Origin of the sequence: Streptomyces sp. NBC_00568 (assembly GCF_026341855.1) — a bacterium.
Classification (GTDB): domain Bacteria; phylum Actinomycetota; class Actinomycetes; order Streptomycetales; family Streptomycetaceae; genus Streptomyces.
In genome coordinates, this window is record NZ_JAPENW010000001.1 from 5,739,241 (window position 1) to 5,765,612 (window position 26,372).

Sequence of the window (26,372 nt, forward strand, 5' to 3'; positions counted from 1 at the left end):
GCCGTGCGAGGTGAAGTGGCTCAGCCGGTGGTCCGGTTGAGCCACCTCACCCGCGTACACCGCTCCGCCCTCACTTCATCGTGAGGAACCGCTGCACCAGTGAGGCCAGCAGGACCGCCAGCAGAGGCAGCGAGAACCAGAAGCTGCTCTGCAGCCACTGCAACTGCCGTACGCCGGGCCGCACCGCGACCCGTACGACCTCCCGTGCCGTCAGCAGCAGGACCAGGGCGATGGCCGCGAGCCCGCCGACGACCGACCACGGCGTCCACGTCACCTGCGGCCCGATCGGACCGGGTTCGGCCCGCGGCACCCTGCCCTCGGGCTGCTCGCGCAGCGTGTACATCGTGACGTCGTCGTTGACCAGGACCTTCTTCAGCTCCTGCCGGTCGTCGAGGTTGGTGATCAGCCGCGACTCCCAGGTCGCCGAATAGCCCACGTCCAGCTGGAGGTAGACCACCTGACTGCGGTTGATCATCAGATACGAGTTCGGGCCCGCGTCCTTGAGCGCCTTGACGAGACCGGACACCAGCACCGGGTCGGCGGGCGCGAGGGTGGGCACGTACTGCACCTTCTCCATGTCCCTGGCGCCCCACGGCATCGCGGGTGTCACGTTGTCGACCGTGTCGTTGCTCAGCCACAGCAGCCGGACCGTCGGATCGTCGTGCGCGTACACGTAGTTCATGGCCGTGACCTCGCCCGGCCTGATCCGCTCGAACGGTTCGTTGCCCCAACGGGCCACCAGGAAGCCGCCCATGAGCAGCAGGCCCGCCATCAGGGCGGCGATCGGCGCGAGGCTCACCCGGTCCTTCTCGCGCTCCTTCGCGGTGACTCCGGTCCGCGGGAAGAGGGCGAGTCCGGCCAGCAGGGCCGCGCCCGGGACGGCGAACATGAAGACGCGCAGGGCCATCTCGCCGCCGTACGACTGCATGCCGAAGCCGAGGAACGGGACGAAGGTGAGGACGAGCAGCGACCGCTCGCGGTACTTGTGGTCGCGTCGCCGCCACCAGCCCCAGCAGGCGAAGGCCATCACACCGCCGGCCAGCAGCACCCGGGTGTACAGCACCAGCTTGTGGGTCGAACTGCCGCCCTGGATACGGCCGGAGACCGATGTCGACACATTGCTGCCGACGCCGCCGACCCCTCCGAACAGGTCGTCGAAGTGGCCCGACCAGTAGGGCTCGGCCATGAAGCCGACCCAGACGGCGACCAGGACGGCGAACAGGATGGGCAGACCGCGCAGTTCGGAGCGGCCGACCATGACGAGGACCGCGAGGACGCCCAGCATCACGAACGGCGTGAGCTGGTGCGCCGGGACGGTGGCCGCGAACAGCCCGATCAGGATCATGAGGAGCACGGCCCGCTGCCGACGATCCGTCGGCTCGACCTCGGCCTCGCCCGGCCGCCGCACCGCCCACAGCATGCGCGGCGCCCGGAACCACACGAGCAGGATCGCCACGAACACGAGATACAGCAGATAGGTGAAGCCCTGCGGGGAGAAGTAGTCCTGGCCGACCCAGGCGCAGAGGGCGAAGAACCAGATGCCCGTCCACTTCGCGCGCCAGCTCGCCCGCATCGAACGGACGAGCAGGAACATCGGTGCCAGATAGAGGAGCTGGATCGTCAGCGGCCACCATCGGATGACCTCGGAGAGATCGGTGACGCCGCAGGCCTTCGCGACGAACGCGGCCACGGCGAAGAAGCCGGGCCAGCTCCAGCGGGCGTCCAGATCCGGTACGGCGGACCCCGTGCGGTCGATGTAGTCCAGGAACCCGAGGTGCTGCCAGGCGGTCGCGAACCGTGGTTCGGTCTCGATGACGGCCGGCAGCGCGTGCAGGGACACGACTGTCACGAGCAGGGTGATCAGCAGCAGGCCCCGGTGCTCGCCGTTCATCCAGAGCAGGGACGCGAACACCGTGACCAGCAGGGCCGCGCCGACCAGGGTCGGGAGCGGGAGCACCGAGATCAGGCCGAGGCCGCCCATGCGCGCCAGGGAACCGTCGTCGAGGCTCAGCACCGGAATCCAGTACAGGAGCAGCGCCGAGATCAGAAGGCAGCCGAGGACGACGCCGGGCTTCGACGGATGCAGGACGCGCTCGCGCAGGGACAGCGGCGGGTCGCTCGGTGGCCGCCGGTCGTCGGTGGCCGGTCGGCCCTCGGCGGCCTGCCGGGCTTCGGCGGGCGAGTCGCCGGACGCCGTGCTCCGCGCCCCGGACGAGGCGCTCCCGGGGCCCTGCGCATCGAAGGGGGCGTCGACCTCCGGTGTCTCCGACGGGCCCAGCGACGCCTCCGAGCCCGGCTCACGGGCCTCGACCGGCAGACCCACGGACGGCTGCCGCAGCGCCCACGTCGGGCGTCGCACCGCGGGTGTCCCGGTCGGCGGGGTGCCGGGCCCCGGGCGGACGTCGGGCCTGCGTTCCTGGTGGTCGAAGTCGATGTGGAGGCCGAGGGCGAGGGTGTCGGAGTCGAGGGCCCAGGCGGGGCCGCGCCTCGGTTCGCGGGGCTCCGCCGCGGCGACCTCGCGCGCCCCCAGGTCGGCGAGGTCCCCGTCCGGCGCCGCGTCCTCGGGCAGCGGAGCCGGCGGGGCGGTGCGTACGATCTTGAACAGCTTGGGCGCGGCGATCGCCACGATCACCGCGAGGCTGGAGATCTCGGCGACGCCCGCGCCGGTCAGGCCCATTCGGGGCAGCAGGATCACCGTGAGGCCGAGCACGAGCAGGCACAACAGGCCCTGGAGATAGGCGAGTCCCGAGGTGCGGCTCTGGGCGCGCAGGACGGCGAAGTAGGTCTCCATGACGACCCTCAGCAGCGCGCCGACGGCGAACCAGCGCAGCAGCGGTGTGGCCGCGTGCGCGTAGCCGTCGCCGAAGACGTGCAGGATGAACGGGGCGCCGAGGAACAGCAGTCCGCACACCGGCAGCATGATCCGGGCCATGCGCTTGAGGGCGGCCCGGGTGTTGGCGGCCAGCCGCGCCGGGTCGTGCGATCCCTCGACGGTCAGCGAGGCGCCCATGTTGATGGCGAGCAGGTTGACCGTGCCGCCGATGGTGGTGGTGATGTAGAAGTACGCGTTGTCGGCGGAGCTGACCTGCGACGCCACGATCACGGGGACGAGATAGACGACGGCGAGCGAGAACAGGGAGCCGGTGTAGTCGCCGGCGAGGAAGCGGCCGACCTGCTTGAGCGTCGGCGGCTCGGCGTGGTCCTTCGTCGCCTTCACATGCCGGGGGACCAGCCGCCGGAACACCAGCAGTCCGAGCGGCACCACCGACAGGGCGATCGCGGCGACCCAGGAGGCGAAGACGCCCGAGGTGGGCAGCGCCGCGGCCAGGGCGACCAGCAGCACCAGCTTCACCGCGGAGAACACGGTGTTGCCCACCGGCACCCACAGCGCGCTGCGCAGCCCTGTCAGCACGCCGTCCTGCAGCGTCAGCAGCGACCAGGCGATGACCGCGATGATGAAGCCGAGCCCGTGGAGCGGGCCGTGCAGGAAGCGGTACGAGGGTCCCCACAGGTTCAGGGTGAGCAGGAAGATCCCGGCGGCCAGCGCCACGACCACCGAACTTCCGGCGTACGTACGGAAGATGAGCCGTCCGGTGGCACGCCCCGCGACCGGGATGAAGCGGGCGAGCGCGCCCGTCAGCGTCACCGCGGTCACGCCGGCCAGGAGCTTCATCGCGGCGATCGCGGCGGAGCCCTGACCGACCGCCGCGTCGGTGTAGTAGCGGGCGGCGATCAGCCAGTACCCGAGCCCGAGCACCGCGGAGATCCCGGTGTTGAGCATCAGGGCGTAGGCGTTGCGGAACAGCGGGCTGCCTCCGCCGCCCTCCTTGCGGCCCCTGCCGGGCAGGCGGAGGCGGCGGCCCGGCCGCCGCTCGGGTGCCTCGGTCGTGGGCGTGGAAGCCTGGGTCGTGGTCGTCGTGTCAGACACGGGAACGGATGGCCTTCCGGCGGACCTGTCGTGCTCTTCGGACCATGGCGTACCCCTTGGTGAGGGCACGGTCCCGGGCGAAGGTGCGGGCGATCGCGCGGCCCTCGACCAGCCGCTCGAACTCCTCGATACCGGTCGTGCGGCGCACGGTGACGCGCTGCAGGGCGTAGGGGCCCTGACGTCGGCGCGCGAGACCGTTGCCGACGGCGAGCGACTGGGCGAACCCCGCCTCACGCACCGTACGGCGCACCCGTGAGCTGGAGTAGCCGTACGGGTAGGCGAACGAGACCGGGCGGGCGCCCAGTTCGTCGGCGATGATCTCCTTGCAGCGCAGCAGCTCGGACCAGAGCGCGTCGTCCGCGATCCGGTCGAGCTGCGGATGGGTGTGGCTGTGCCCGCCGATCTCCATCTGCTCCCCGGCGAGCCGGCGCACCTGGTCCCAGTCGAGCATGGCGTCGAGGCCGCCCCCGGTGTCGTACGCACCCCTGATCCACCCCGTCGAGACGAACAGGGTGGACGCGAAGCCGTATTTGGCGAGCGCGGGCAGTCCGTGCAGGTGCACGCCCTCGTAGCCGTCGTCGAAGGTGATCAGGACGGGGCGCGCGGGCAGCGGACCGCCCGAGCGCCAACTCGACGCCAGCCGCGCGGTGGCGACGGGCGTGAAGCCGCGGTCGTCGAGCAGCGCCATCTGCTCGGCGAACGCCTCGGGGGAGACGGACAGCGCGCGGGTCGCGTCGTTGGGCGACCGGGCGATCGAGTGGTACATCAGGATCGGTACCGGTTCGCTCATGCCGCCGCCCCCTCGTCGTCCGGAACCCCCTCGACCGCCGCGACGGAGACCACGGAGAACGCGGTGCCGCTCCGGCGGGCCCGGAGGCTCCCGAGTACGTACCCCCCGGCCGCGGTCAGTACCCCGGCGACGATCGCGCCCGCGCGGCCCGCGCCGCCCGGACGCGCCAGGGCGGCGTCCCGCAGCCCGCGCAGCACTCCGGCCGGCAGCACCCGGGTCGTGTAGCGGCGCTCCGACTCGAGTCCTCTGCCCGCGCCGACACTCCGGGCGACCAGGGCCTTGGACAGCCCTTCGGCGTAGGCGCGGGTACGGAAGTAGCCGAAGTGCTCGCGGGCCTCGGGCACCCGGTGGTGGATGACCGCGCGGTCGTCGATGAGCAGGATCGCGTCCGGCCGGGCACGGCTGAGACGGATGCACAGCTCCGTCTCCTCGCAGCCCAGCGGGCGTTTGTCGCCGTCGCGGCCGATGCCGGTCGCGAAACCGCCCGCCGCGTCGAACGCCGTCCGGCGGAAGGAGGCGTTGCCGCCGAGGACGTTGCGGACCCGTACCCGGCCCGGCGGCAGACCCTTGTACGTGCAGCCCACCACCCAGTCGAACTCCTCCGGGAACCAGGCCGGGCGGCGGCCCGAGGCCCAGATGGGCACGGTGCGGCCTCCGACGGCCATCACCCGCGGGTCGGCGTAGCCCTCGGCGAAGTGCCGCAGCCAGTCCCGTTCGGCGACGGCGTCGTCGTCGAGGAACGCGATGACGGACCCGCGCGAGGCGGCGATCCCGGTGTTGCGGCCGGCGGACAGGCCACGGGGGCCCGCGTTGGCGAGCACCCGCACCCCCTCGGTCTCCTTGTACTCCCTGGTCAGCCGCTCCAGGAGGACGGTGTTGTGGTCCACGACCAGCAGCGTCTCCAGGGCGCGCAGGGACTGCTCCCGCACCGAGGAGACCGCCGCGAGGATGTCCTCCCAGCGGTCCTCGGTGTAGACGCAGATCACCACGGAGATGTCCTGCGTGCTCAAGACACCTCTCCCCGGCCGGAGTCGAGCTGGGCGGCGTGCGGCCTGCGGCGCAGCGCACGCCGGTTGGACCGCTCCTTGAGGATCACCTTGAGCACGCGCAGCCCGTCCCGCACGGCGCGCAGATTGCTCGTGCCGTGGATGCGGAGGTACTCGTGGCTCGGGATCTCCTGCACCTTGAGTCCTGCCTTGACCACCCGGATGTTCATCAGGGTCTCGACCTCGAAGCCGGTGCAGTCGAGTTCGATCTTGTCGAGGCAGTGCCGCCAGAACGCGTTGTATCCGTAGCAGAGATCGGTGTAGCGGGCGCCGAACTTGGCGTTGACGGTCGCGCAGAGCACGCGGTTGCCGAGCTTGCGGATCGGCGTCATGTCGGAGGTGCCGCCACCGTTCGCGAACCGGGAGCCCTTGGCGAAGTCCGCCCCGGACACCAGCGCGGAGACGTACGACACGATCTCGTGGCCGTCCGCCGAGCCGTCCGCGTCGACCATCACGATGATGTCGCCGGTGCACGCCTCGAACCCGGTGATCAGGGCGTCTCCCTTGCCCTTCCCGCGCTGCTCGACGACCTTGACGTCAGGCCACAGCTCACGGGCCACTTCGACGGTGTTGTCGGTGGAGTTGCCGTCGACAAGAACCACTTCGTGTATCCACGAGGGAAGTGTCTTGAAGACGTAGGGGAGATTCTCCGCCTCGTTCATGGCGGGAATCACGACACTCACCGGTGGCGCGATGGCCAGGTGAGAAGAGATCGGCCGGTACTTGGCGGCCATGAACGGATCGTCGCCCGAGATCGCTGGGCGCAGGACTGAGCTCATGAGTCTGGTCCCTCTCGTCCGGTGGACCGCCCGCCCCTGGGCGGTCCGGTTCTTTGTCCGGTTCGAAAGGGGGGTTCTCACTGTCGGCATGCCGAAATGGATCTCCGTGCATGCCGGGTGAGCTGGCAAAGCTGGCCGGCTCCGAAAAGAGAAGCCGGTCGCGCGGCACGACTCGGCACAGGTCTGGTCACCGAGTACGGCACCCCCCAACCGCGCCCCGCGCCGGGAACCATCGCGGTCCTTGAGCCCTCCCCTAGAGCCGCAGATGATGGACCGATGCGGGTGAGATGTACGACGGTATTGATGAATGAGTCTGTATGGCAAGACCTGGAACGAGGCCTCACGTTTTTGTTGGTTTGACCGTTACACGACGCCTCGAACGGATTTCCCCCATCCGTTTGAGGATCCCGCAGGCCGGCTCGTACGGCTCCGGCCGGGTGTCACCACCCGCCCCTCGGGCACGCGGATGTGCCGTGCCCTCGGGGAGTCTTCGTCATTCCGGCCCCGATGCGTCGGGGGTCCGTCCGGCCGTCGCGCGACGGCGCCATCGCCGCGCCGACACCAGCAGGAGAATCAGCGAACTGAGTGCGGCCACGGTCACGATCCCGCCGGGAACCGACCACCGGTGCACGGCGATCATGCCCTGGGCCACCAGCATGTTCAGGGTGACCGCTCCGGCGACGGATGCGAGGACGCGGCCGAACGGCTCCAGCCCGCGCAGCGCGGCGGCGATGGCGACCGACGGCGACGCGAGCAGGAAGAACAGGGTGAACGGACCGCGCAGGGGTGAGTCCGCGTCGGCGAGCGCCAGATACGCGCCGACACCCGCGACGACGGTCGCGGCGCCCGCGAGCAGCGGCAGCAGGTCCCTCCCCGGACCTGGCCGCGACCGCTCCGCGGTGTCGTATGGAGACGTCTTGATCCCTATGGTCCGCATGGCCGACTTTGCCCCCTGAAGTGCCGGATGCCGGGCTTCAATGTGGCGCAGTGGTCCTGCGGACGTCAAGACGCGGAAGGCGTTCACGGGCTTCTGGGCGGCCTCCGGCGGCGCCCTTCCGGAATTGTCGTCCCTCCTCGGCAACTACTCGCCGGTATATCGGAGTTGACGGTCCGTCATTCGGTGTCATCCAACTGTCATGGACATGTAGCGAAATATGCGGTGAACAGGGATGGAGCCGGTGGCCGGAGTCCGAAAAGTCTTGGCATGGACACTTCCTGTCAACACGCGTAGCTGCTACCAACGTTGTGGCAGAGATCCTGCTAAAGGGAGGTTCCATGAGACGTTCCCGAAAAATTACGGCATACGTGACCTCACTCCTCCTCGCCGTCGGCCTCGCCCTCACCGGGGCGGCGACAGCGCAGGCGCAAACCGTGGCGGCCACCGGCTATGTGGCCCTGGGTGACTCCTATTCCTCCGGTGTCGGCGCCGGGAGCTACATCAGCTCCAGCGGCGACTGCAAGCGCAGCACGAAGGCGTACCCCTATCTCTGGAGCGCCGCGCATTCACCCTCGTCGTTCGACTTCACCGCTTGCTCGGGCGCTCGTACGGGTGATGTCACGGCGAATCAGCTCGGCCCGCTCAGCTCCTCCACGGGCCTCGTCTCGATCAGCATCGGCGGCAACGACGCCGGATTCTCCGACGTCATGACGACCTGCGTCCTGCAGTCCGAGAGCTCCTGCCTCTCGCGCATCGCGACGGCGAAGGCGTACGTCGACTCCACGCTCCCCGGCAAGCTCGACTCCGTCTACTCGGCGATCAGCGCGAAGGCCCCGGCCGCCCATGTGGTCGTCATCGGCTACCCCCGCTTCTACAAGCTCAACGGCAGCTGCCTGACCGGACTTTCGGAGAACGAACGGTCCGCGATCAACGGCGCGGCCGACTACCTGGACAGCGCGACCGCACAGCGTGCCGCCGCCCACGGCTTCAGCTTCGCCGATGTCAGGGGCACCTTCACCGGCCATGAGATCTGCTCCGGCGCCGCCTGGCTGCACAGCCTGAACTGGCTGAACATCGGCGAGTCGTACCACCCGACCGCGGCCGGCCAGTCCGGCGGCTATCTGCCCGCCTTCACCGGAGCCGTCTGACCTCCGGACACCCGCTCCGGAACCCTTCGAGAAAGCACCCGTCCCCTCGGGGGAGAACGTCCGCCCCGCTGAGGGACATCGTCATCCCCGTCACGGGGATGCGGAGGCGGAGGCCCCGTCCGTCGGGGTCTCCGTCACACAAGTGATCGTGAACGGAACCGAGTTGGACGTCGCCTTGACCGGGCCGCGCACCTCCACGCTGATCTCGTTGGAGAACGTCCCGCTCGCGTCGTACGTCGTCGCCACCACCGTCTTCTGCTGCGTCCTGCCGCCGCCCGCGGGGAACGCGAGCGTCTTCCAGCTCGGATCGGTCACATCACCGGACTTCGTGACCCAGCGGTACTCGACATCCACCGGCACGCGGCCCACCGTGAAGGTCGCCGTGAACGACGGGGCCTCCGTGGCAGGCGGCGGGCAGGCGCCCTTGTAGTCGGTGCGGTGACCCGAGACCGTCACCCGCACCGACTGCGCGGGCGGAGCGGTCGTCGAACCTCCGCCCCCGGGAGCGCTGCTGGAAGGACTCCCGCCACCGGTCGCACCGGCGGTGGCACTGCCGCTCTCGCTCTTCTCGCCGCCCGAGTCGCCGCCGTCGGAGTTGCCGGTACCCCCGCTGTTGGTCGTCGCCTGCCCGCTGTTCCCGCCCTTCCCGTCGTCACGGTTCAGCAGCGCGTACGTCAGTCCGCCGAGGGCGAGTGCCAGCGCGACCAGGCCCGCGATCAGGGCGACGGCCGCGCGACGATTACGGTCGGGCTCCGCCGGGGGCGTCGCCGAGGGCACGGTCGCGGGAGGCGGGCCGAACCCCCGCGGCGGTGTCGGCGAGGCCGGGGACGGCTGGTTGAACGCCCCGATCGTCGGTGTGTCGGAGGGCGTCGGCGCGGTGACAGCGGGCCGCGTGGGCGCCGCGCCACCCCCCGCGACGACACGCAGCTGGTGCTCGGCGGAGTCGGCGCTCGTCCGCTCGGCCGGGTCCTTGGCCAGCAGCCCATCGAGGACGGGGGCGAGCCGGCCGGCGCGACGGGGCACCGGCAGCGGCTCGTCGACGATGGCCCGCAAGGTGCTCAGCGGCGTGTTCTGCCGGAAGGGCGAGTTTCCCTCGACCGCCGCGTACAGCAGCACCCCGAGCGACCAGAGGTCGGACTCGGGGCCGGGGGTGCGGCCCAACGCCCGTTCCGGGGCCAGGAATTCGGGTGATCCGATGACCTCGCCGGTCATGGTCAGGGCGGAGCTGCCCTCGACCGTCGCGATGCCGAAGTCCGTCAGGACGACCCGTCCGTCGTTCGCCATCAGGACGTTGCCCGGCTTCACATCCCGGTGCAGGACCCCCGCCTCGTGCGCGGCGCGCAGCGCGGCGAGCACCTCGGCGCCGATGTGGGCGGCGCGCTCCGGCGTCAACGGCCCCTCGGCGTCCAGCAGATCGGCGAGCGAGATGCCGCGGATCAGCTCCATCACGATCCAGGGCCGGCCGTCCTGCGTGGCCACGTCATAGACCGTCACCACATTGCGGTTGGAGATACGGGCGGCCGCCCACGCCTCCCGTTCCAGGCGCGCGTACATCCGCTCGACCTCGGACGCCGGAAGCCCGGCCGGGGCGCGGACCTCCTTCACGGCGACCTCGCGCTGCAGCACCTCGTCGCGGGCGCGCCACACCGTTCCCATGCCGCCTTCGCCCAAGGGCGAGAGCAGCCGGTAGCGCCCCGCGATCACACGTTCACTGCCCGGATCTTCGGACACGTGCGTCCCCCATTCGCATCCGCGCGATTTCTCCACAAAAGTAGCTCAACCGAGTACGGATGCCGCCCCCTTGAACACCAATCCAGCCCCAAGGGCTACGACGATCAACGCCGATCCCAGAGGTGCGGTCCTGCGGACCAGGAGCACGAGGCGCCCCTCGGCCCACCGAGGACGCCTGGCCAGGGCCCGGGTCATCCCGCCGCCGAGCTTGACGACGGCGAACCCGGCCGCCGTCAGCGTCAGGGCGAGCCCGACGCCGTACGCGAGAACGAGAAGAAGGCCGAACCAGGCCTGTCCGAGGGCCGCGGCGCCCACGAGCACGACGACCGCCGACGGACTGGGGACCAGCCCACCGGCGAAGCCGAGCAGGATCGTCCCACGGAGGGTGGGGGCGATCTCGTGGGTGTGCGTGAAGCCGCCGTGGGTGTGTTCGAGGGTGCGGGAGCGGGGGGTCTTGCCCGAACGGTGAGCGTGGTCGTGGTCGTGCGGGTGCGGGTGCGGGTGCGGGTGGGGGTGGGCGTGGGCGTGGGCGTGGGGTTGGGGTGCGGTGGTGGTGGGAGCGCTCGTCGTCACCGACGTGGTGGCGTGAGCCAGTACCAGCGGGCGTACGGAGCGGTCGGCGTGCCGGTGCGGCACCCCCGCGTGCTCGTCGTCGTGCGTGTGGTCGTGGTTGTGTGAATGCCGGTGGGCGGGGTTGTGCTCGTGGTCGTGCGGGTGACCCGGCACGTGGTCGTGGTCGTGGTCGTGAGTGTGGTCATGGTCATGGGCCGGGGTCCGGTCCTGGCCGTGCTCGTGCTCGTGCCCGTGAGCGGTCTCGTGGGAGTGGTCGTGCGTGTGGCCCGTGCCGTGCGAATGCCCGTGGGGGTGGTCGTGGTCGTGATCGTGGTGGTCGTGCGTGTGCCCGGCTGCGCGGGGCCGGTTGCGCCATGCGCGGCGCAGCAGAGTGGCGCCCGCCAGGGTCACCAGGACACCGCTCGACACACCCAGCCAGGCGATCACGGAGGGGGCCGCCGCCGAGCCCGCCGTGACCAGGAGGCCGAGTGCGACGACTCCGAGGGTGTGGGTGACCGTCACGGAGGCGGCCAGGGGCAGCACGTCCTTCATCCGGGCCCGGCCTCCGCGCGCCGCCGCGGTCGCGGCCATCAGGGTCTTGCCGTGGCCCGGCGCGAGCGCGTGCATCGCACCCAGGGCGACGGCGATGACCAGCGCCAGCGCGGCGAAGCCGAAGGTGAGGTCATGACGGGCCACCAGATTGTTCAGGGCCTCGGTCCAGCGGTCGGCGCCGCGCGGGAGCACGGAGGCGGCCGGGGCGTCGCGCCGTTCCTCGACGAGGGCGGGGCCGCCGGGGCGGATCCTCAGCGACGCGGTGGCGGTGTCGGCCGGCGAGGAGAGCAGCGCCTTGGGATACCGGGTCAGCTCCGCCGACACCGACTTCGCCGGTACGTCCGAGGAGGTGAGAGTCGTCCGGTCGCCACGGGCGGTGATCTCGCGCCAGCCGGGGCCCCGGTCGGCGCCCGGACTGTGGAAGCCCACGGTGACCGTGGCGTTCCTGGGCAGGGGTGCCGTCAGCCGGCACTCCACGCGCAGGGTGCTGAGCCCCGCCTGCCCCGGGCGCACGCGTGCGTGGCTCGCGCCGGCGGTGAGCGCCACCGTGTGCCCGCCGACGGTCACCTTGCTGCCGCTCGCCGCGCTCGCGCACCGCTGCCGGGCCCAGCCGGCCATCCCGAGCCTGTCGATGTCGGGCTTGGCCTGGGTGGCGGGGATCTCCGCCAGGTCCTCGACGTGATCGACGCGCAACTGCCCGGGAGCGACGACCAGTCCGTCGTACCGGTTGACGGTGAAGTTGCCGAGTGGATGCGCGCTCGCCTGCCCCGAGGGGACCAGTACGAGCGCGCAGGCCGCGGTCAGGATCGTCCCGCAGACGGCGAGGAATCGAGGTGCCCTCACTGCGCGGCCTCCAGTGCCGTACGGGCTTCGCGGGCGCCCAGCGGCGAGAACCCCGGGTTCAGGTCCAGGGCCGACCTCAGCGCGGTGCGCGCCTTCCCGGTGTGGCCGGTGGCCTGCTCGATGACGCCGAGGTGGTAGAGGAAGGACGCGTTGCGGTAGCCCGTCGCCGTGGCCCTGCGGGCGTACGGCAGGGCCTCCGCGTCGCGGCCCGAGACGTGCAGCGCCCAGGCGAGCGCGTCCGCGGTGTGCACGGTGTGCCGGCGGGCCCACTCGTCGCGGGCCGCCTTCAGCGCGGCCGTGCGGTCACCGTGGTCGGCGGCTGCCAGCGCGGTGTCGAGGTCGGCGTCGACGCCGTTGGCGCGGGCCAGGGAGACCCAGGCGTTCACCAGGGTGTACTGGTCGCGGGCCTTCCGCGCGTCGCCGGCCTTCCCGCGGGCCTCGTACAACTCGCCCAGTTCGACGAGGGGTTGCGGAAGCGGGTAGCGCTGCACGACCTGCTCCATCCCTTTGATGGCCGCCGCGTGGTCTCCCTGCGCGGCCTGTGTGCGGGCCCGGCCCTCGAGGGCGGGGAGATAGCCGTCGTCGGCGGCGAGCGCCCGCGCGAAGTAGGTGAGGGCCGAGTCGTACTCGCCCTGGCTCCAGGCCAGTTGGCCGAGCGCGGTGGCAACGTACGAGATGTCGCCGCGGCTGGTCGCGGTGGCGAGCGCCTGGCGCAGGACCCGGCGGGCGGTCTTCACGTCGCCGCGCAGCTCGTGGACGTAGGCGTACCTGGTGAAGACGGGGACGCCCGGCCGCCGCGAGTCGGCGACGTCGGCCGCCTTCGACGCCTCGTCGTAGCGGCCGAGTTCGACGAGTGCGTCGATCCGCGAGGAGAGGGCGCGCTCGCTGTAGGGGTTCTGCTTCAGCGCGAGGTCCGCGTACTTCAGGGCGCCGGTGAAGTCGTGCCGGGCGGCGGCGAGTGCGGCGCGTCCGGCGAGTGCGGGGTCGTAGTCGGGGCGCAGCTTCAGGGAGCGGTCGAGAGCTTCCTGTGCCTGCGGGTAGCGGGAGGGGTCGCCCTTGGTGCGGGCCTGTTCCACATAGGCGAGGCCGAGTGTCGACCAGCCGCCGAAGTCCCTGGGCTGGGTGCGGAGATGGGCCTGGAGGGACGCGATGCTCGCGTCGAGATCGCCGCTCGCGAGCAACTGCGGTGACACGCCGTTGGACACGGTCGTGACGGCGGGTGTCGTGCCGCCGTCCCGCAGGGCCCCGAGCACGACCGCGCCCGCCGTCATGGCGACGGCCAGGGCGGCCGCACAGAAGCTGAGTTGCGCCATCCGCCAGCGACGCTGCGACGCCGACAGCCGGCGCACGGCGGCCACCCGCTCATCGGGCACCTCCGCGACGTCCGCGATGCCGGTGACGTCCGCGGTGTCCTCACCGGAGTCGGCTGTCGGGGTGCTGTCGACGGAGGCGGCTTCCGCCCTGTCCCCAGCGGGTGTCGCTTCCGCCGTGTTCCCGGCGGGTGTTGCGTCCGCCGTGTTCCCGGCGGGTGTTGCGTCCGCCGTGTTCCCGGCGGGTGTTGCGTCCGCCGTGTTCCCGGCGAGGGCCGCCTCCCCGGGGCGCTCGTCGCGCACCGGCGTGGTGACGTCGGCGCCCGCGGGGTCCTCGTCGGGTGTCGCTTCCGCGGCGTTGTCGGCGGGCATGGCCCCCACGGTGCTCTCGTCGGGCGTGGCCGTCTCGGCGTCCGGCGTCGCGTTGTCGTTCGTACGCGGGGACATGCCCTCTCCTCAAAGTCCTGGGCGGAACGGTAGTCGTGGGGGGTGGGGGCGGCGCGGCCCGCACGGTGGGGGGTGTGCTGCGTGCGGGCCGCGCCAGTCGGTGAGCCGGGTCAGTAGGCCCGGTTGTACATCCGTCGGCGCCACCACAGCAGACCGGTGCCGATGAGCAGGATGCCGGCGGCGCCCGCCGCGGCGGAGCCCGCGATCAGCACGGTGTCGGTCCCGCCGCCGGAGGTCGTGCCGGCGGGCTGCAGCGCGTCGCCGAGCTGGCTGCGCACATCGGTCCCGCTGGTCGTGCCCTTGGCCAGCGCGCCGCGCGAGCCCGAGGTCGGCTTGGCCACGTACGGGAAGTACTTCTCGAACTTCTTGTCGTTCTTGTCGACCGCGTCGCCCAAGTCGTTCTTGGAGCCGACCAGTTCACCCTCGACCACCTGGAGCGAGGCGTCGATCACGTCGTCCGTGAGCCGGCGTCCGTTCGGGAAGCCCGCGTTGTCGCCGTCGAGCACACCGAGCCGCTTGGGGTGCGTGGTCGGCTTGATCGAGGTGTTGAGGCGCAGTTCCTCCGCCGGACGGACGTGGGGCGGCTGGTTGAGGCCCTTCACGCCCTTCAGGAACACGTCGACCAGGTCGTTGCGGGGCTCGGCCGGGGCCTTGATCTTGTAGATCCCCTCGATGAGCTTCGGCAGCTCCGGGTTGGTCACGTTCTTCAGGAACTGGGCGTCCTCCCAGGGCGCGGACGCGTTGAACTTGTCCTTGTCCTTCTGCGGGTTGACGACCTCGTTGACCAGCGGCATGCCGAGACGCGAGACCTGCGTGTAGTTGCCGCGGGCGTCCCTGCGCTGCGTGGTCGACCAGATGCCGACGACCGGCTGGCCCTCCGACTCACGGATCATGTCGTTCGGGACCTGCAGGGCTATGGAGTTGACGTTGTAGCCCTTGAGGGTGTCCCGCCCGACCTCGGTCAGGTTCCCGCCGTACAGCAGGTCGAAGACGCGCAGGTCCAGGAAGAACGGGTCGTCGGCCTGGCCGGCGAACGTCTTCGAGCCGCCCGCGAGCTTGTACACCGCCTGATCGCGCAGCTTGCCGTAGTCCGGCATCGACGCCTTGCCGACGTTCGACGGAGCGACCGGGACGTCGTCCGCGACCTTGGTCTTCGACACCAGCTTCTGGTTGTGCAGGCGCAGCAGATCGATGTCGTACGACTGCGTGATGTTCAGGTCGGGGTCGTCGAGGCTGGTGACCGCGCCCGTGTTGTAGAGGAACGTGTCGCCGTTCTTGCGGTGCGTCTTGAACGTGTAGCGGTAGATCAACTCGCCCTGAGCGTCACCGTCGTTGTCGATGTGGATGTCGTACTGGGCGTCGTCGGCGAACGTGTAGAAGTTCGGGCCGCCGGCGGGCTCCTCGAAGGGAATCCAGTTCGCCACGATCGTCGTGGTGTCGGGCTTGTCCGGGCTGACGAACGCGTACACGTCCGTGTTGTCGTACTGGGGAGTGCCCGAGATCAGCGGGGCCTCCCGGTGGCTGGAGGCGGAGGCCGCCCCCGGTTGCAGCGCGGTCACGCCGGCGGCTGCGAGCCCCCCGGCGGCCAGCGCACCACATACGAGGGTCGCGAGCGTCCTGCGTCCCACGCCGCTCCTGGAGATAGGTGTCATGCCGTCCGTCCTCATGTCCAACTTGCCTGACGCACGCCATTCGGAGCGGTCGCCGGGGTGGATTGGTCGAATCCCAAACGTGTTTACGGCGGTTCTCTCGGCTTGTTTCATCGGCGAGCCGGTTTCTTCACGACGGCCCCGCGATCGGCCGCCTTCCGGCCCCGCCAACTGGTCGGCGCCGGACTCGCGTTTTCGGCTCGCTGATCCGTAACCCATCCGTAGACACGTTCGCTGCGAAGACGTAGGGGAAAGGACGGGCCGTGCACGGCCGGAGAGGGGGACGGGTGGAGGCTGACGAACTACTGGTGCTGGTGGCCGGAGGCGACCAGAAGGCGTTCGAGGAGCTGTACGGACTGGTGTCCGGGCCGGTGTTCGGACTGGTGCGCCGCGTGGTGCGGGACCCCGCACAGTCGGAGGAGGTGTCGCAGGAGGTGCTGCTCGAACTCTGGCGCTCCGCGGCGCGGTTCGACCCCGGCCGAGGCAGCGCCCTGTCGTGGATCCTCACCCTCGCGCACCGCCGGGCCGTCGACCGGGTGCGCAGCGCCCGCGCGGCCACCGAGCGCGAGCAGCGCGAGGGGCGGCGCAACCACCACCCCGCCTTCGACCAGGTCGCCGAGGAGGTCGAGGCCGGGCTGGAACGCGAGTGGGTCCGCCGCTGCCTCGACCGGCTCACCGCCCTGCAACGCCAGTCCGTCACCCTCGCCTACTACGACGGCTACACCTACCGTGAAGTCGCCGAGCGGCTCTCCCTGCCCCTCGGCACCGTCAAGACCCGTATGCGCGACGGGCTCACCCGCCTGCGTGAATGCCTGGGAGGAGTCGCGTGAACGTCCTCGACTGCCTGCCCGGCCACGACCGTCACGGAAGAGAGGGGGGTGCCGCATGAGCGTCCTCGACCGACTGCTGGGCCGCGATCTGCATTCCCTCGCCGCCCCCTACGCCCTCGACGCGCTGGAAAGCGACGAGCGGCGCCGGTTCGAACGTCATCTGAAGGGCTGTGAACGCTGTGCCGAGGAGGTGCGTGCGCTGACCGAGGACGCGGTACGGCTCGCCTGGTCCACGACGGCGGCCCCGCCGGCCGCCCTTCGGGAGCGGGTGCTGACCGCCGTACGGACGACACCGCAGGAACCGGCCGCCCGGGAGCCCCGCGCCCGGCCCGCCCATCAGCCCACGCGGGCGCGTGCCCCCCGGTTCCGCCCGCTGTTCGCCCCGCTCGCCACCACCACGGCCGCCGCGGCTCTCGTCGTCGCCTCCCTGTTCGCGGTGCAGGCGACACAGGCGCGGGACGAACTGGACCGGGAGCGTGCGCAGGCACGTGAGATCGCCCACGTTCTCGCGGCGCCCGACGCGCGGGCGACCGGTGAACGGGACGCACGGGGGCGTGGAATCGGAGTTGTGGCCTCCGCGTCGGAGCGGCGCGCCGTCGTGACAGTGAGCGGACTCGGCAGCCCCTCGGGCGGGCGCGTCCATCAGCTGTGGCTCATGCGCCCCAACGAGAAACCGCGTTCCCTCGGCCTGTTCGAAGCCGACACGCCCCTCGTCGCCGACGGACTGAATACGAACGCGACGTCACTCGCAGTGACCGTCGAACCTCACGGAGGGTCAGTGCAGCCCACTACCCAGCCGGTTGTCCAACTCGCCCTGGAAACGGTTGGATTCGGAGAGTAATCGTCAACCCCCTTACGGGGAAGGTGAATCCTGTGTCCGAGATACACGAGCGCCACGAGGGGGCGATAGGGTTAGTCTGCCCGGGCCGGGTGGACTTGTACGGGTGGGGAGTGACATGGAACAGATAACAGTGAGCAGCAGGGCTCGTGTCCCTGCGATCACGTGCGGGAGCAGCGCGACCAGTTCGCGCCTCGACCGTCATCTCGCGGTGCTGGGTGGCCCTGCCATACCGCAGCGCGAGACGGTCGAGGCGACGTCACTGATGCGTGAGCTCACGGCGCGTGACACCGCGCACGACAGCGGCTCCATGGGTGCGCGCGTGCGGCGGGTCTCGCTCTTCGCGCCGCTCAGGCGGCTGCGTCGTTCGCTGTTCGGCGGCCACTGATCGGCCGTCGGTACCGGCGTTCCCCGACTCGCGCTCCGGCGGCCCACCGTCCCGGCGCAACGCTGCCTCTCCGCGTCCGTCATCCCCACGGCGGGCAGCGGCGCCCGGTGGTCACCACGGCCGGAGCGCGGGTCACCACATCTCACTGAGCCGCAAGGCTCAGCGCACCACTCCGTCCCGCCGCAGCTCGGCGACGTCCGCGTCCGTCATGCCCAGCGCCCGCAACACCACCCCTGTGTGCTCGCCGAGCCGCGGGACGGCCCCCATCCGTGCCTCCTCCCCGCCCGGCAGCGTGATCGGAGGCAGCAGCGCCCGCAGCGGCCCGACCGGTGACCCCACCTCCCGCCACCGGTTCCTGGCCGCCAGCTGCGGATGCTCCGCCACCTCCCCGACGTCCCGCAGTCGCGCGCACGCGATGCCCGCGGCCTCCAGGCGGGTCACCGCCTCGTCGGCGCCGAGCACGCCCAGCGCCTTCGCCACCAGGGTGTCCACGGGCTCCCGGTTCGCCACCCGCGCCGGGTTCGTCGCGAACTCCGGATCGTCCGCCAAGTCGGGCCGCCCCAGAAGCTGTTGGGCGAGCCGCCGCCACTCCCGGTCGTTCTGCACCGACAACAGCACGCGCCCGCCGTCCGCCGTCGAATAGACGTCGTAGGGAACGATCACGGCATGCGCGAGGCCGGTGCGTGCCGGTGCCGTCCCGCCGTGCATCGCGTGGTGCAGCGGATGCCCCATCCACTCCGTGAGCGCGTCCAGCATCGACACCTCCACCGGGCCCCCGCGGCCGGTCGTGCCGCGCCGCACCAGGGCCGCGAGGACTCCCGAGAAGGCGTACATGGCCGCGGCGATGTCCGCGGCCGGGATGCCCGCCTTCACCGGCTCCTCCGGAGTCCCCGTCACCGACACGAGCCCCGCCTCGCACTGCACGAGCATGTCGTACGCGCGTTTGCCGGCGTACGGCCCGGACGCCCCGTACCCCGAGACGTCCACGGCGATCAGCCGCGGATGCTCGGCGCACAGGGTCACCGCGTCCAGGCCCAGCCGGGCCGCCGCCCCCTGGGCGAGGTTCTGCACGAACACGTCCGCGTCCGCGACGAGCCGGCGCACGACATCCAGCCCGCGCGGGTCCTTCAGGTCGAGGGCGACGGACTCCTTGCCCCGGTTGCACCACACGAAATGCGAGGCCAGGCCCGCGGCCGCGGTGTCGTAGCCACGGGCGAAGTCCCCGCCGTCGATCCGCTCGATCTTGACGACCCGGGCGCCGAGATCGGCGAGCTGACGGGTGGCGAAGGGCGCGGCGACGGCTTGTTCGACGGCGACGACGGTGATGCCTTCGAGGGGCAGTGGCTGTGGCTGCATGCGGTGGATCATGGCTCCTCGCCGCCACCTTTGTCATGCGCGGACGCCGATAAGGAGGTTCCGTGAAGCCGGTGTGAACCGTCGTCCGCGAGCGGTCCCGCCGCTCACCGTCCGCTCGACGCTCACCGTTCCCCGGTCGCGTACCGGCGGACGGCGAGCGGCAGGAACACCACGAGCAGCACGCCGCACCAGGCCAGCGACCCGGCGACCGGATGGGCCACCGGCCAGGCGGAACCGCCGGGCACCGGGGCGTTCCCGAACAGCTCACGCAGGGCTGTGGTCACCGCGCTGATCGGGTTCCACTCCGCGAGCGTGCGCAGCGGCCCCGGCAGGTTGTCCGTCGGGATGTACGCGTTGGACAGCAGCGGCAGCATGAACGTCGCACTGCCCAGCTGACCCGCCGCCTCCTCGCTCCGGGACAGCAGCCCGAGGAAGATCCCGACCCAGGTGGCCGCGAACCGGAAGAGCAGCAACAGCGCGAGCGCGCCCGCCGCGTGGAGCGCCGAGCCCTCCACGCGCCAGCCCACCGCGAGTGCAACGAGCAGGAACGGCACGGTTCCCGCGGCGGTCACGAGCAGATCCGCGACAGCCTGGCCCAGCGGCACGGCCGCCCGGCTCATCGGCAGGGTGCGGAAGCGGTCCGTGACGCCGCGGTGCGTGTCCTGGGCCGCCTGGAACATCCCCGTCATGACCCCGTTGGCCGCGGTCGCGACCAGCAGACCCGGTACGAGGAAGGACCGGTACTGCGGTCCCGGCATGGCGAGGGCGCTGCCGAAGACGTATCCGAAGAAGAGCAGCATCGTGATCGGCATGGTCTGGGTGAGGACCGTGAGACCCGGGCTGTTCCGCACGCGCCTCAGCTGGCGGCCGAGCATCGCGCCGCCGTCGTACGCCAGTCCGCTCATGCCACGGGCTCCTTGACGTCGGCCGGCTCTCCGGTCAGCCGGAGGAAGACGTCGTCGAGGGTCGGTTGCCGCAGGGTCACGTCGAGCAACGGCACTCCCGCCGCGTCGAGTTCACGGACCAGGCGGGGGAGCGTCAGGGTCGGATCCGAGGTGACGGCCCCCACGGTGCCGCGGGAGGCGTCCAGCGCGGGCTCGTTGCCGGTGAGCCGGTCGAGGACGGCGGCCGCGTCGGCCAGCGCGTCCGGGTGGGCGACCACCGCCTGCGCGTACGCGCCGATGAGTGCCTTGAGTTCGGCGGGCGAGCCGGTGTGGGCGATCCTGCCTCGGTCCACCAGCGCGATGTCGTCGGCCAGTTGGTCGGCCTCCTCCAGATACTGCGTGGTCAGCACCACGGTCGTGCCGTCGTCCCTCAGGGCGCGTACGGCGTCCCGGATCCCGTTGCGGCTCGCCGGGTCGAGCCCGGTGGTGGGCTCGTCGAGGAACAGCACGGCTGGCCGCCGGATCAGACTCGCCGCCAGATCGAGCCGCCGCCGCATGCCGCCCGAGTAGGTGGAGGCCGGCCGGTCCGCGGCCTCGGTCAGCCCGAAGCGGTCCAGGAGTTCGGCGGCCCGTGCGCCGGCGTCCCGCAGCCGGTGCAGCCGCGCGAACAGCCGCAGGTTCTGCCGTCCGGTGAGATCGCCGTCCACCGAGGCGTACTGCCCGGTGACCGCGATGCTCCGCCGTACGGCCGCGGCCTCCCGTACGACGTCGTGCCCGGCGACACGCGCGGACCCGGCGTCGGGTCGCAGCAGCGTGGCCAACAGGCGTACGGCCGTGGTCTTGCCCGCGCCGTTCGGTCCGAGCACCCCGCAGACCGTGCCCCGGGCCACCGCCAGGTCGAGCCCGCGCAGGGCGCGGACATCTCCGAAGCGTTTCTCCAGACCCTCACTAAGTACAGCGTACGTAGTAGTCATGGGGTGACCATAGCGCACTACGTACGCTGTACGTAACTAGGATGGTCGCGAGGTGATCGACCAATGGCAGGGCGCAACGCCGTACCCGAAGTGATCTGGGCCCGTCCCGAGCGGGCGGGCCGTGGTCCGCGGCCGGCTTTCCGACGCGCGGACATCGCGGCCGCCGCGGTGCGGATCGCGGACGCGGAGGGACTGGACGCGGTCTCGATGCGGCACGTGGCCACCGAACTCGGCTGCGGCACGATGTCGCTGTACAACTACGTGCCGCGCAAGGAGGACCTGTACGAGCTGATGGTCGACGGCATCAGCGGCGAGCACGACATCCGGGAGCCCTCCGGTGACTGGCGCGCCGACATGCTCCACGTCGCCCACCAGACCCGCGCCCTCATGCACCGCCACCCGTGGCTGCCGCGCCTGATGTCCCCGGTCTACGGCTTCAGCCCCAACGCCCTGCGCTACCTGGAGCACTGTCTGGCCTGCCTCGATCCGCTCGACGCGCCGTACGGCACCAAGATGGAGCTGATCGCGATGCTCAACGGTGTGGTGACGACGTACGTCGGCAATGAGCTGGCCACCGTCGAGCGGACGCGCTCGCTGCCCTGGTCCGAGGAGCAGGAGAACGCGGCCAGGATCGCCTACCTGGGCAGTCAGGTGGCGTCCGGCGCGTATCCGCGGATGGCCGCCGCCTTCATGGAGGACGCCGGTCCGATCGACCTGGAGGCGGTGTTCGAGCGGGCGTTGGGCCGGGTGCTGGACGCGTTCGAGCCGAAGGAGTAGGGCGCGGTCCGGCCGATCGCGATCTGTCCGCGGTGACGGGCGGGGCCCGGCGCGGGCTTTGCCCCTGGGCCGGCTGGATCGGACCGGTCGGCTAGGCGGTTTCGTTTGGATCATCGGGCGGACCAGAGGAAGATGCCGGCGATGTGGAGTCCGGCCAGGTAGATGGTGGCGGTCTTCTCGTAGCGGGTGGCGATGCCTCGCCACTGCTTGAGGCGGTTGATACACCGCTCGACCGTGTTGCGCAGCTTGTAGGTCTCACGGTCGAAGGCCGGTGGTCTGCCGCCCCGACTCCCGCGTCGCAGCCGATGGCCGCGCTGGTCCGCCGGGACGGGGATCACCGCACGGATGCCGCGCCGACGCAGGTGCTCGCGGATCGCGCGGGAGGAATACGCCTTGTCTGCCAGGACCACGTCCGGTCTGGTGCGTGGCCGACCACGTGGTCGGGGGACACGCAGGCAGGCCATGACATCGGTGAAGGCCGGTGCGTCGCCCGCCTGTCCGGCGGTGAGGACAAACGCCAGAGGCCGGCAGCGGGCATCGGCAGCGAGGTGGATCTTCGTGGTCAGTCCGCCGCGGGACCGGCCGATGGCATGGTCGGCCGGTTCGCCGGCCGGGGCCCCCTTTTGCGGGCCCCGGCCGCATGCTGGTGGGCCCGCACGATCGTGGAGTCCACCGAGACCGCCCAGTCGAGGTCCTCATCGGCGTCGGCCCGGGCCATCAGCGCGGTGAAGACACGTTCCCAGGTGCCGTCGATGGCCCACATCCGCAGCCGGTTGTAGACGCCGCGCCAGTTGCCGTACTTCTCCGGCAGGTGCACCCATTGCGTTCCGGTCTGGAACTTGAAGGCGATCGCGTCGATCACCTGCCGGTGATCCCGCCAGCGGCCACCCCGCACCGGCGTCCGGTCCGGGAGCAACGGCTCGATCCGCGCCCACTGCGCGTCAGTTAACGACACACCCGGACCAACGATCCGATGATCTAAACGAAACGGCCTAGATCAGCGCGAACTGGCCCTCCGGGCCCTCTTCGTGGTGGTCGAGCACCGAGGCCGGACGCCGCGCGGTGTCCGGTACCGGCAGGACGCCGGCCGTGCGCAGTTCGGCCGCGGTGATCGGTGATCGCTGCTCCAACTCGGCCTGCTGAGGGCGTAGTTCCGCGAGCAGCGCGAGGACCGTGATGAGTTCGAGGAGTTCGGACGTCCAGGCCTGCGGCCAGCCGGCGGGGCCGATCGTCTCCAGAGTGCCCGCCTCGGGCGTCCCGGTCCTGGCCGCGAACCACTGCTCGAGGACACGCACGCCACCGACCTCGAAGTCCCAGGCCTCGGGCGGCACGGGCGAGATCCTGCCCTCACCGAGGTGCAGGGACTCCTCGTCGCGGTCGTAGTACGGGTCGGCGAGGAGGGGCCCCTGCGCCGGGCGGGACCCGTGGGCGAGGGCGGTCAGGGGCGCGCGGACGTACGGGCGGCGGCCGCCGGGGAGTTTGGGGCGCTCGCCGTCGCGGCACATCAGCCACAGCATCCGCCGGCCCGACTCGACTCCGTACGCCCACACTTCGGGGTCGGCGGTGAGCGGGACCGCGCGGCCGTCCCGGCTGTGCCGCGCGACCGCCATCGTCCAGGCGAGGACGTCGACGGGGGCGGGGGAGTGGCCGAGGCGGGTGGCGAGGTGCTCCAACAGGCCCGGTGCCAGGTTCGGTTCACGGCCGCCGGGGCGACGGAAGAGAGGACGCACCCGACCGCCGCGGCCGGCGCTCAGCGGCAGCACGGACGCGGCCAGCAGGACCGGCCCCGCCGCTTCGGGCGCCGCGGTCTGCTCGACCGCGAACACCTGCCCCTCGCCCGCCACCCGCCACAACTCGGGTCGGGCGGCGTCGATCAGCCGGTGATCGGGAATCAGCCACTGCTCGTCGAAGGGGGCGCACAGCACGCGGACCGGGTCCGGGCAGGGGCCCGACACGCGCGCGAGGCGGCCCGTCCCGCTGGACTGGCCCGGCAGCTGGGCGACAGCGGAGTGCGTCGTGCGCGCCCGCGTCGGCTCGAACAGCGCCTCGCGGTCGGCCCCTTCGGCCTTCACGAGGGCGTCCCAGCGCGCCTTCAGGGATGCCGCGTCCGGTGCCGTCGGCCACCTCCGGCCCAGCCTCGGCGGTGCGACGGACCACGGCATGAGGTCCGCGAGCAGCGGAGCGGCGTCGTGCGTCACGCTCGGCATCGTACGACGTGGGCGCCGCGCGCCGTCCCCGTACGGCATCGTCAGTGGGCGTCGAGGGTGACAGTGAACGAGAAGCGGTCGCCCCGGTAGTGGATGACCGCCACGTCCAGCGCCTGGCCGTCCTTGCCGTAGATGATGCCGGTGTAGCGCAGGATCGGGCTGAGCAGCGGTACTTGGAGCAGGCGCGCCGTCTCCGGGTCCGCGAGCCGTGCCTCCACGGTGTCGGTGATCCGGCTGATGCCGACTCCGAGCACGTCCCGCAGGACCTTGGTCATCGGCCAGCGGATCAGATCCTCCCGGTCGATGCGCTCGGCCAGCTCCGGCCGGAGGTAGTTGCGCGCGTGATTGGTCGGCTCGCCCGTCGCCTCGTCGCTGCGCAGCCGGTGGTACGTCGCCACCTCGTCCACATCCGGGAAGAATTCCGCCAGCTCGCCCGAAACGGGCGCCTTTCCCTGATCCAGCAGCTCCGTCGTCATGCCCGACTGCTGGGCCACGATCGCGTCCACCGAGCCGAGCAGCCGCACGGGCGCGCTCCGCTGCGCACTCGGCTCGATGAACGTGCCCCGGCGGCGGTGCCGGGTGATGAGCCCTTCGACCTCCAGCTCCTTGAGCGCCTGCCGCATGGTCAGCACGCTCACCCCGTAGTGCCCGGCGAGCTGCTCCTCGGTGGGCAGGCGCAGCGGGTCCTGGGGGGAGCGGCCGAGTATCGAGGCGCGCAGGGACTGCGACACCTGATACCAGAGCGGCAGCTTGCGGTTCAGGACGATCGAGTCCGGAGCGAAGGAGGTCACGAGGGTATCCGTACCGGTCGCGGGCGTGGAAGGCAACGCCCGGTAGGTCTCAGTCGGTCGGGCGGAAGTGCCGCTGGAGGCCCTGCCACACGTCGTCGTACCCCTGCTGGAGGTGCTCCGCCCGTGCCGCCTGGGCCGTAGCGGTCACCGGCCAGCGCGTCTCGAACATGAACGCGAGCCCGTCGTCGATCTTCTGCGGCTTCAGCTCGGCGGCGCTGGCGCGGTCGAAGGTCTCCCGGTCCGGCCCGTGCGCCGACATCATGTTGTGCAGCGAGCCGCCGCCCGGCACGAAGCCCTCCGCCTTGGCGTCGTACGCGCCCTCGACGAGCCCCATGTACTCGCTCATCACGTTCCGGTGGAAGTACGGCGGCCGGAAGGTGTCCTCGCCCACGAGCCAGCGGGGCGCGAAGACGACGAAGTCGACCCCGGCCAGGCCCGGGGTGTCGGACGGCGACGTCAGCACCGTGAAGATCGACGGGTCCGGATGGTCGTAGCTGATGGAGCCGATCACATTGAACCGGTGCAGGTCGTAGACGTACGGCACATGGTTGCCGTGCCAGGCGACCACGTCCAGCGGCGAGTGTTCGTACGTCGCCTTCCAGAGGTTGCCGCAGAACTTGTTCACCACCTCGACCGGGCCCTCGACGTCCTCGTACGCGGCGACCGGGGCGAGGAAGTCGCGGGCGTTGGCGAGGCCGTTGGCGCCGATCGGGCCGAGGTCCGGCAGCTGGAAGGGTGCCCCGTAGTTCTCGCAGACATAGCCCCGGGCGCCCGTGCCCGGCCCGCCCTCGGGCGTGCTGTCCAGCAGCTCCACCCGGAAGCGCACCCCCCGGGGGATCAGCGCCATCCGGCCCGGCTCCACGTGCAGCAGCCCGAACTCGGTGCGCAGCAGCAGGCCGCCGCGCTCCGGGACGATGAGCAGCTCGCCGTCGGCGTCGCTGAACACCCGCTCCATCGAGGCATTGGCGTGATACAGGTGCACCGCGATCCCGGTGCGCTGGGTCGCGTCGCCGTTGCCGCCGAGGGTCCACAGGCCGGCGAGGAAGTCCGTCCCGGCGGGCGGCTCGGGCAGCGGGTTCCAGCGCAGCCGGTTCGGGTCGGGCACCGTCTCGGTGAAGGGCGCCGTCCGCAGGGTGCCGTTGTCGGTGCGCGTGAACGCGGGGTGCGCGGCCGAGGGCCGGATCCGGTACAGCCACGAACGCCGGTTGGACGCCCTCGGCTCGGTGAACGCCGTGCCGCTCAGCTGTTCCGCGTACAGCCCGAGCGGTGCGCGCTGCGGCGCGTTGCGGCCGTGCGGCAGGGCCCCCGGGACCGCCTCCGAGCTGTGTTCGTTGCCGAATCCGGAGAGGTAGGTCAGCCCCTCGGCCGTCTTCCTCGCGTCCCCGCTCATGATCGCTCCCTCGCGCCTGATTCCTATGCATCACCGTAGGATTCCGTCCTCGCCCGCGCAAGGGGTCGGCCGCGGTCACCGAAGGAGATCGGTCACGGACCACGCCCGGACCACGCCAACGGGCCCGGAGAGCCCGCCGCAATACCCGCCGGGAGTAGTACTCAGGGGTCGGCGAACGGTCCGAGAACCCGACTCCAGGGGGATCCCGGCCGTCGGAGCCTTGTT

Annotated in this window: 21 protein-coding genes; 5 read left to right on the forward strand and 16 right to left on the reverse strand. The window is 71.3% G+C overall.

Translation table 11 applies throughout. The features are described 5' to 3' along the window. Window positions 1–70: 70 nt before the first annotated feature. From OOK38_RS24945 to OOK38_RS24965, 5 genes are all read right to left on the reverse strand, one after another. Window positions 71–3,928: a lipopolysaccharide biosynthesis protein gene (locus OOK38_RS24945; RefSeq protein ID WP_266757009.1), complete on the reverse strand. Its 3,858-nt coding sequence runs from the start codon at window positions 3,926–3,928 to the stop codon at window positions 71–73. Then, window positions 3,921–4,718, reverse strand: a complete 798-nt coding sequence (locus OOK38_RS24950) for a polysaccharide deacetylase family protein (protein ID WP_266757007.1) — start codon at window positions 4,716–4,718, stop codon at window positions 3,921–3,923. Before OOK38_RS24950 ends, OOK38_RS24945 begins: the two co-directional genes overlap by 8 nt. Further along, window positions 4,715–5,728, reverse strand: coding sequence for a glycosyltransferase family 2 protein (locus OOK38_RS24955; protein ID WP_266757005.1), 1,014 nt, complete (start codon window positions 5,726–5,728; stop codon window positions 4,715–4,717). The genes OOK38_RS24950 and OOK38_RS24955 overlap by 4 nt, the downstream gene beginning before the upstream one ends. After that, a complete protein-coding gene (locus OOK38_RS24960) occupies window positions 5,725–6,543 on the reverse strand; it encodes a glycosyltransferase family 2 protein (RefSeq protein WP_266757004.1) in 819 nt (272 codons plus the stop codon). Before OOK38_RS24960 ends, OOK38_RS24955 begins: the two co-directional genes overlap by 4 nt. Window positions 6,544–7,036: 493 nt before the next feature. Continuing rightward, window positions 7,037–7,480 carry a hypothetical protein gene (locus OOK38_RS24965; protein WP_266757002.1) on the reverse strand — a complete coding sequence of 148 codons (444 nt, stop codon included), beginning with the start codon at window positions 7,478–7,480 and terminating at the stop codon, window positions 7,037–7,039. Between the two features lie 338 nt (window positions 7,481–7,818). Between OOK38_RS24965 and OOK38_RS24970 the strand changes: the two genes are divergently transcribed. After that, entirely contained in the window at window positions 7,819–8,628 is an 810-nt protein-coding gene (locus tag OOK38_RS24970; RefSeq protein WP_266757000.1) for an SGNH/GDSL hydrolase family protein, read from the forward strand. A gap of 90 nt (window positions 8,629–8,718) precedes the next feature. On the opposite strand, the gene OOK38_RS24975 is transcribed toward OOK38_RS24970, so the two are convergent. The 4 genes from OOK38_RS24975 to OOK38_RS24990 form a co-directional block, all read right to left on the reverse strand. After that, a complete protein-coding gene (locus OOK38_RS24975; protein ID WP_266756998.1) occupies window positions 8,719–10,359 on the reverse strand; it encodes a serine/threonine-protein kinase in 1,641 nt (546 codons plus the stop codon). 45 nt (window positions 10,360–10,404) lie between these two features. After that, entirely contained in the window at window positions 10,405–12,306 is a 1,902-nt protein-coding gene (locus OOK38_RS24980) for a sulfite exporter TauE/SafE family protein (protein ID WP_266848835.1), read from the reverse strand. After that, window positions 12,303–14,063, reverse strand: coding sequence for a tetratricopeptide repeat protein (locus OOK38_RS24985; RefSeq protein ID WP_266756994.1), 1,761 nt, complete (start codon window positions 14,061–14,063; stop codon window positions 12,303–12,305). Before OOK38_RS24985 ends, OOK38_RS24980 begins: the two co-directional genes overlap by 4 nt. A 110-nt stretch (window positions 14,064–14,173) precedes the next feature. Further along, window positions 14,174–15,715: a DUF4331 domain-containing protein gene (locus tag OOK38_RS24990; protein WP_266756992.1), complete on the reverse strand. Its 1,542-nt coding sequence runs from the start codon at window positions 15,713–15,715 to the stop codon at window positions 14,174–14,176. A gap of 284 nt (window positions 15,716–15,999) precedes the next feature. Between OOK38_RS24990 and OOK38_RS24995 the strand changes: the two genes are divergently transcribed. From OOK38_RS24995 to OOK38_RS25005, 3 genes are all read left to right on the forward strand, one after another. Then, on the forward strand, window positions 16,000–16,542 hold the full coding sequence (locus OOK38_RS24995) for a sigma-70 family RNA polymerase sigma factor (RefSeq protein WP_266756991.1): 543 nt from the start codon (window positions 16,000–16,002) through the stop codon (window positions 16,540–16,542). Window positions 16,543–16,597: 55 nt separating this feature from the next. Next, on the forward strand, window positions 16,598–17,383 hold the full coding sequence (locus tag OOK38_RS25000) for an anti-sigma factor (protein WP_266756990.1): 786 nt from the start codon (window positions 16,598–16,600) through the stop codon (window positions 17,381–17,383). A 115-nt stretch (window positions 17,384–17,498) separates the two neighbouring features. Beyond that, window positions 17,499–17,768 carry a hypothetical protein gene (locus tag OOK38_RS25005; RefSeq protein ID WP_266756988.1) on the forward strand — a complete coding sequence of 90 codons (270 nt, stop codon included), beginning with the start codon at window positions 17,499–17,501 and terminating at the stop codon, window positions 17,766–17,768. A gap of 159 nt (window positions 17,769–17,927) precedes the next feature. Here the strand turns inward: OOK38_RS25005 and OOK38_RS25010 are convergent, their stop codons facing one another. From OOK38_RS25010 to OOK38_RS25020, 3 genes are all read right to left on the reverse strand, one after another. Next, window positions 17,928–19,136, reverse strand: coding sequence for a CaiB/BaiF CoA-transferase family protein (locus OOK38_RS25010; RefSeq protein WP_266756986.1), 1,209 nt, complete (start codon window positions 19,134–19,136; stop codon window positions 17,928–17,930). A gap of 110 nt (window positions 19,137–19,246) precedes the next feature. Beyond that, window positions 19,247–20,029, reverse strand: coding sequence for an ABC transporter permease (locus tag OOK38_RS25015; RefSeq protein WP_266756985.1), 783 nt, complete (start codon window positions 20,027–20,029; stop codon window positions 19,247–19,249). Beyond that, window positions 20,026–20,982, reverse strand: a complete 957-nt coding sequence (locus OOK38_RS25020; protein ID WP_266756983.1) for an ATP-binding cassette domain-containing protein — start codon at window positions 20,980–20,982, stop codon at window positions 20,026–20,028. The genes OOK38_RS25015 and OOK38_RS25020 overlap by 4 nt, the downstream gene beginning before the upstream one ends. Before the next feature lie 63 nt (window positions 20,983–21,045). Here OOK38_RS25020 and OOK38_RS25025 point away from each other — a divergent pair, with 63 nt between their 5' ends. Beyond that, on the forward strand, window positions 21,046–21,759 hold the full coding sequence (locus OOK38_RS25025) for a TetR/AcrR family transcriptional regulator (RefSeq protein ID WP_266756982.1): 714 nt from the start codon (window positions 21,046–21,048) through the stop codon (window positions 21,757–21,759). A 110-nt stretch (window positions 21,760–21,869) separates the two neighbouring features. Here the strand turns inward: OOK38_RS25025 and OOK38_RS25030 are convergent. The 4 genes from OOK38_RS25030 to hmgA all read right to left on the reverse strand — a co-directional run bounded on the left by OOK38_RS25030 (window position 21,870) and on the right by hmgA (window position 26,147). Beyond that, window positions 21,870–22,729 (reverse strand): IS5 family transposase gene (locus tag OOK38_RS25030; RefSeq protein ID WP_266765608.1). Its coding sequence is split into 2 segments (ribosomal slippage): window positions 21,870–22,381 and window positions 22,381–22,729, totalling 861 coding nucleotides; the frame shifts between segments, so codons are not numbered across the junction. Window positions 22,730–22,751: 22 nt separating this feature from the next. Next, the gene (locus OOK38_RS25035; protein WP_266756980.1) at window positions 22,752–23,966 is read right to left on the reverse strand and encodes a type ISP restriction/modification enzyme; all 1,215 of its coding nucleotides are present in this window, start codon (window positions 23,964–23,966) and stop codon (window positions 22,752–22,754) included. Between the two features lie 41 nt (window positions 23,967–24,007). Beyond that, the gene (locus tag OOK38_RS25040) at window positions 24,008–24,757 is read right to left on the reverse strand and encodes a GntR family transcriptional regulator (RefSeq protein WP_266756978.1); all 750 of its coding nucleotides are present in this window, start codon (window positions 24,755–24,757) and stop codon (window positions 24,008–24,010) included. 49 nt (window positions 24,758–24,806) lie between these two features. After that, the gene (gene hmgA, locus OOK38_RS25045; RefSeq protein ID WP_266756976.1) at window positions 24,807–26,147 is read right to left on the reverse strand and encodes a homogentisate 1,2-dioxygenase; all 1,341 of its coding nucleotides are present in this window, start codon (window positions 26,145–26,147) and stop codon (window positions 24,807–24,809) included. Window positions 26,148–26,372 lie beyond the last annotated feature (225 nt).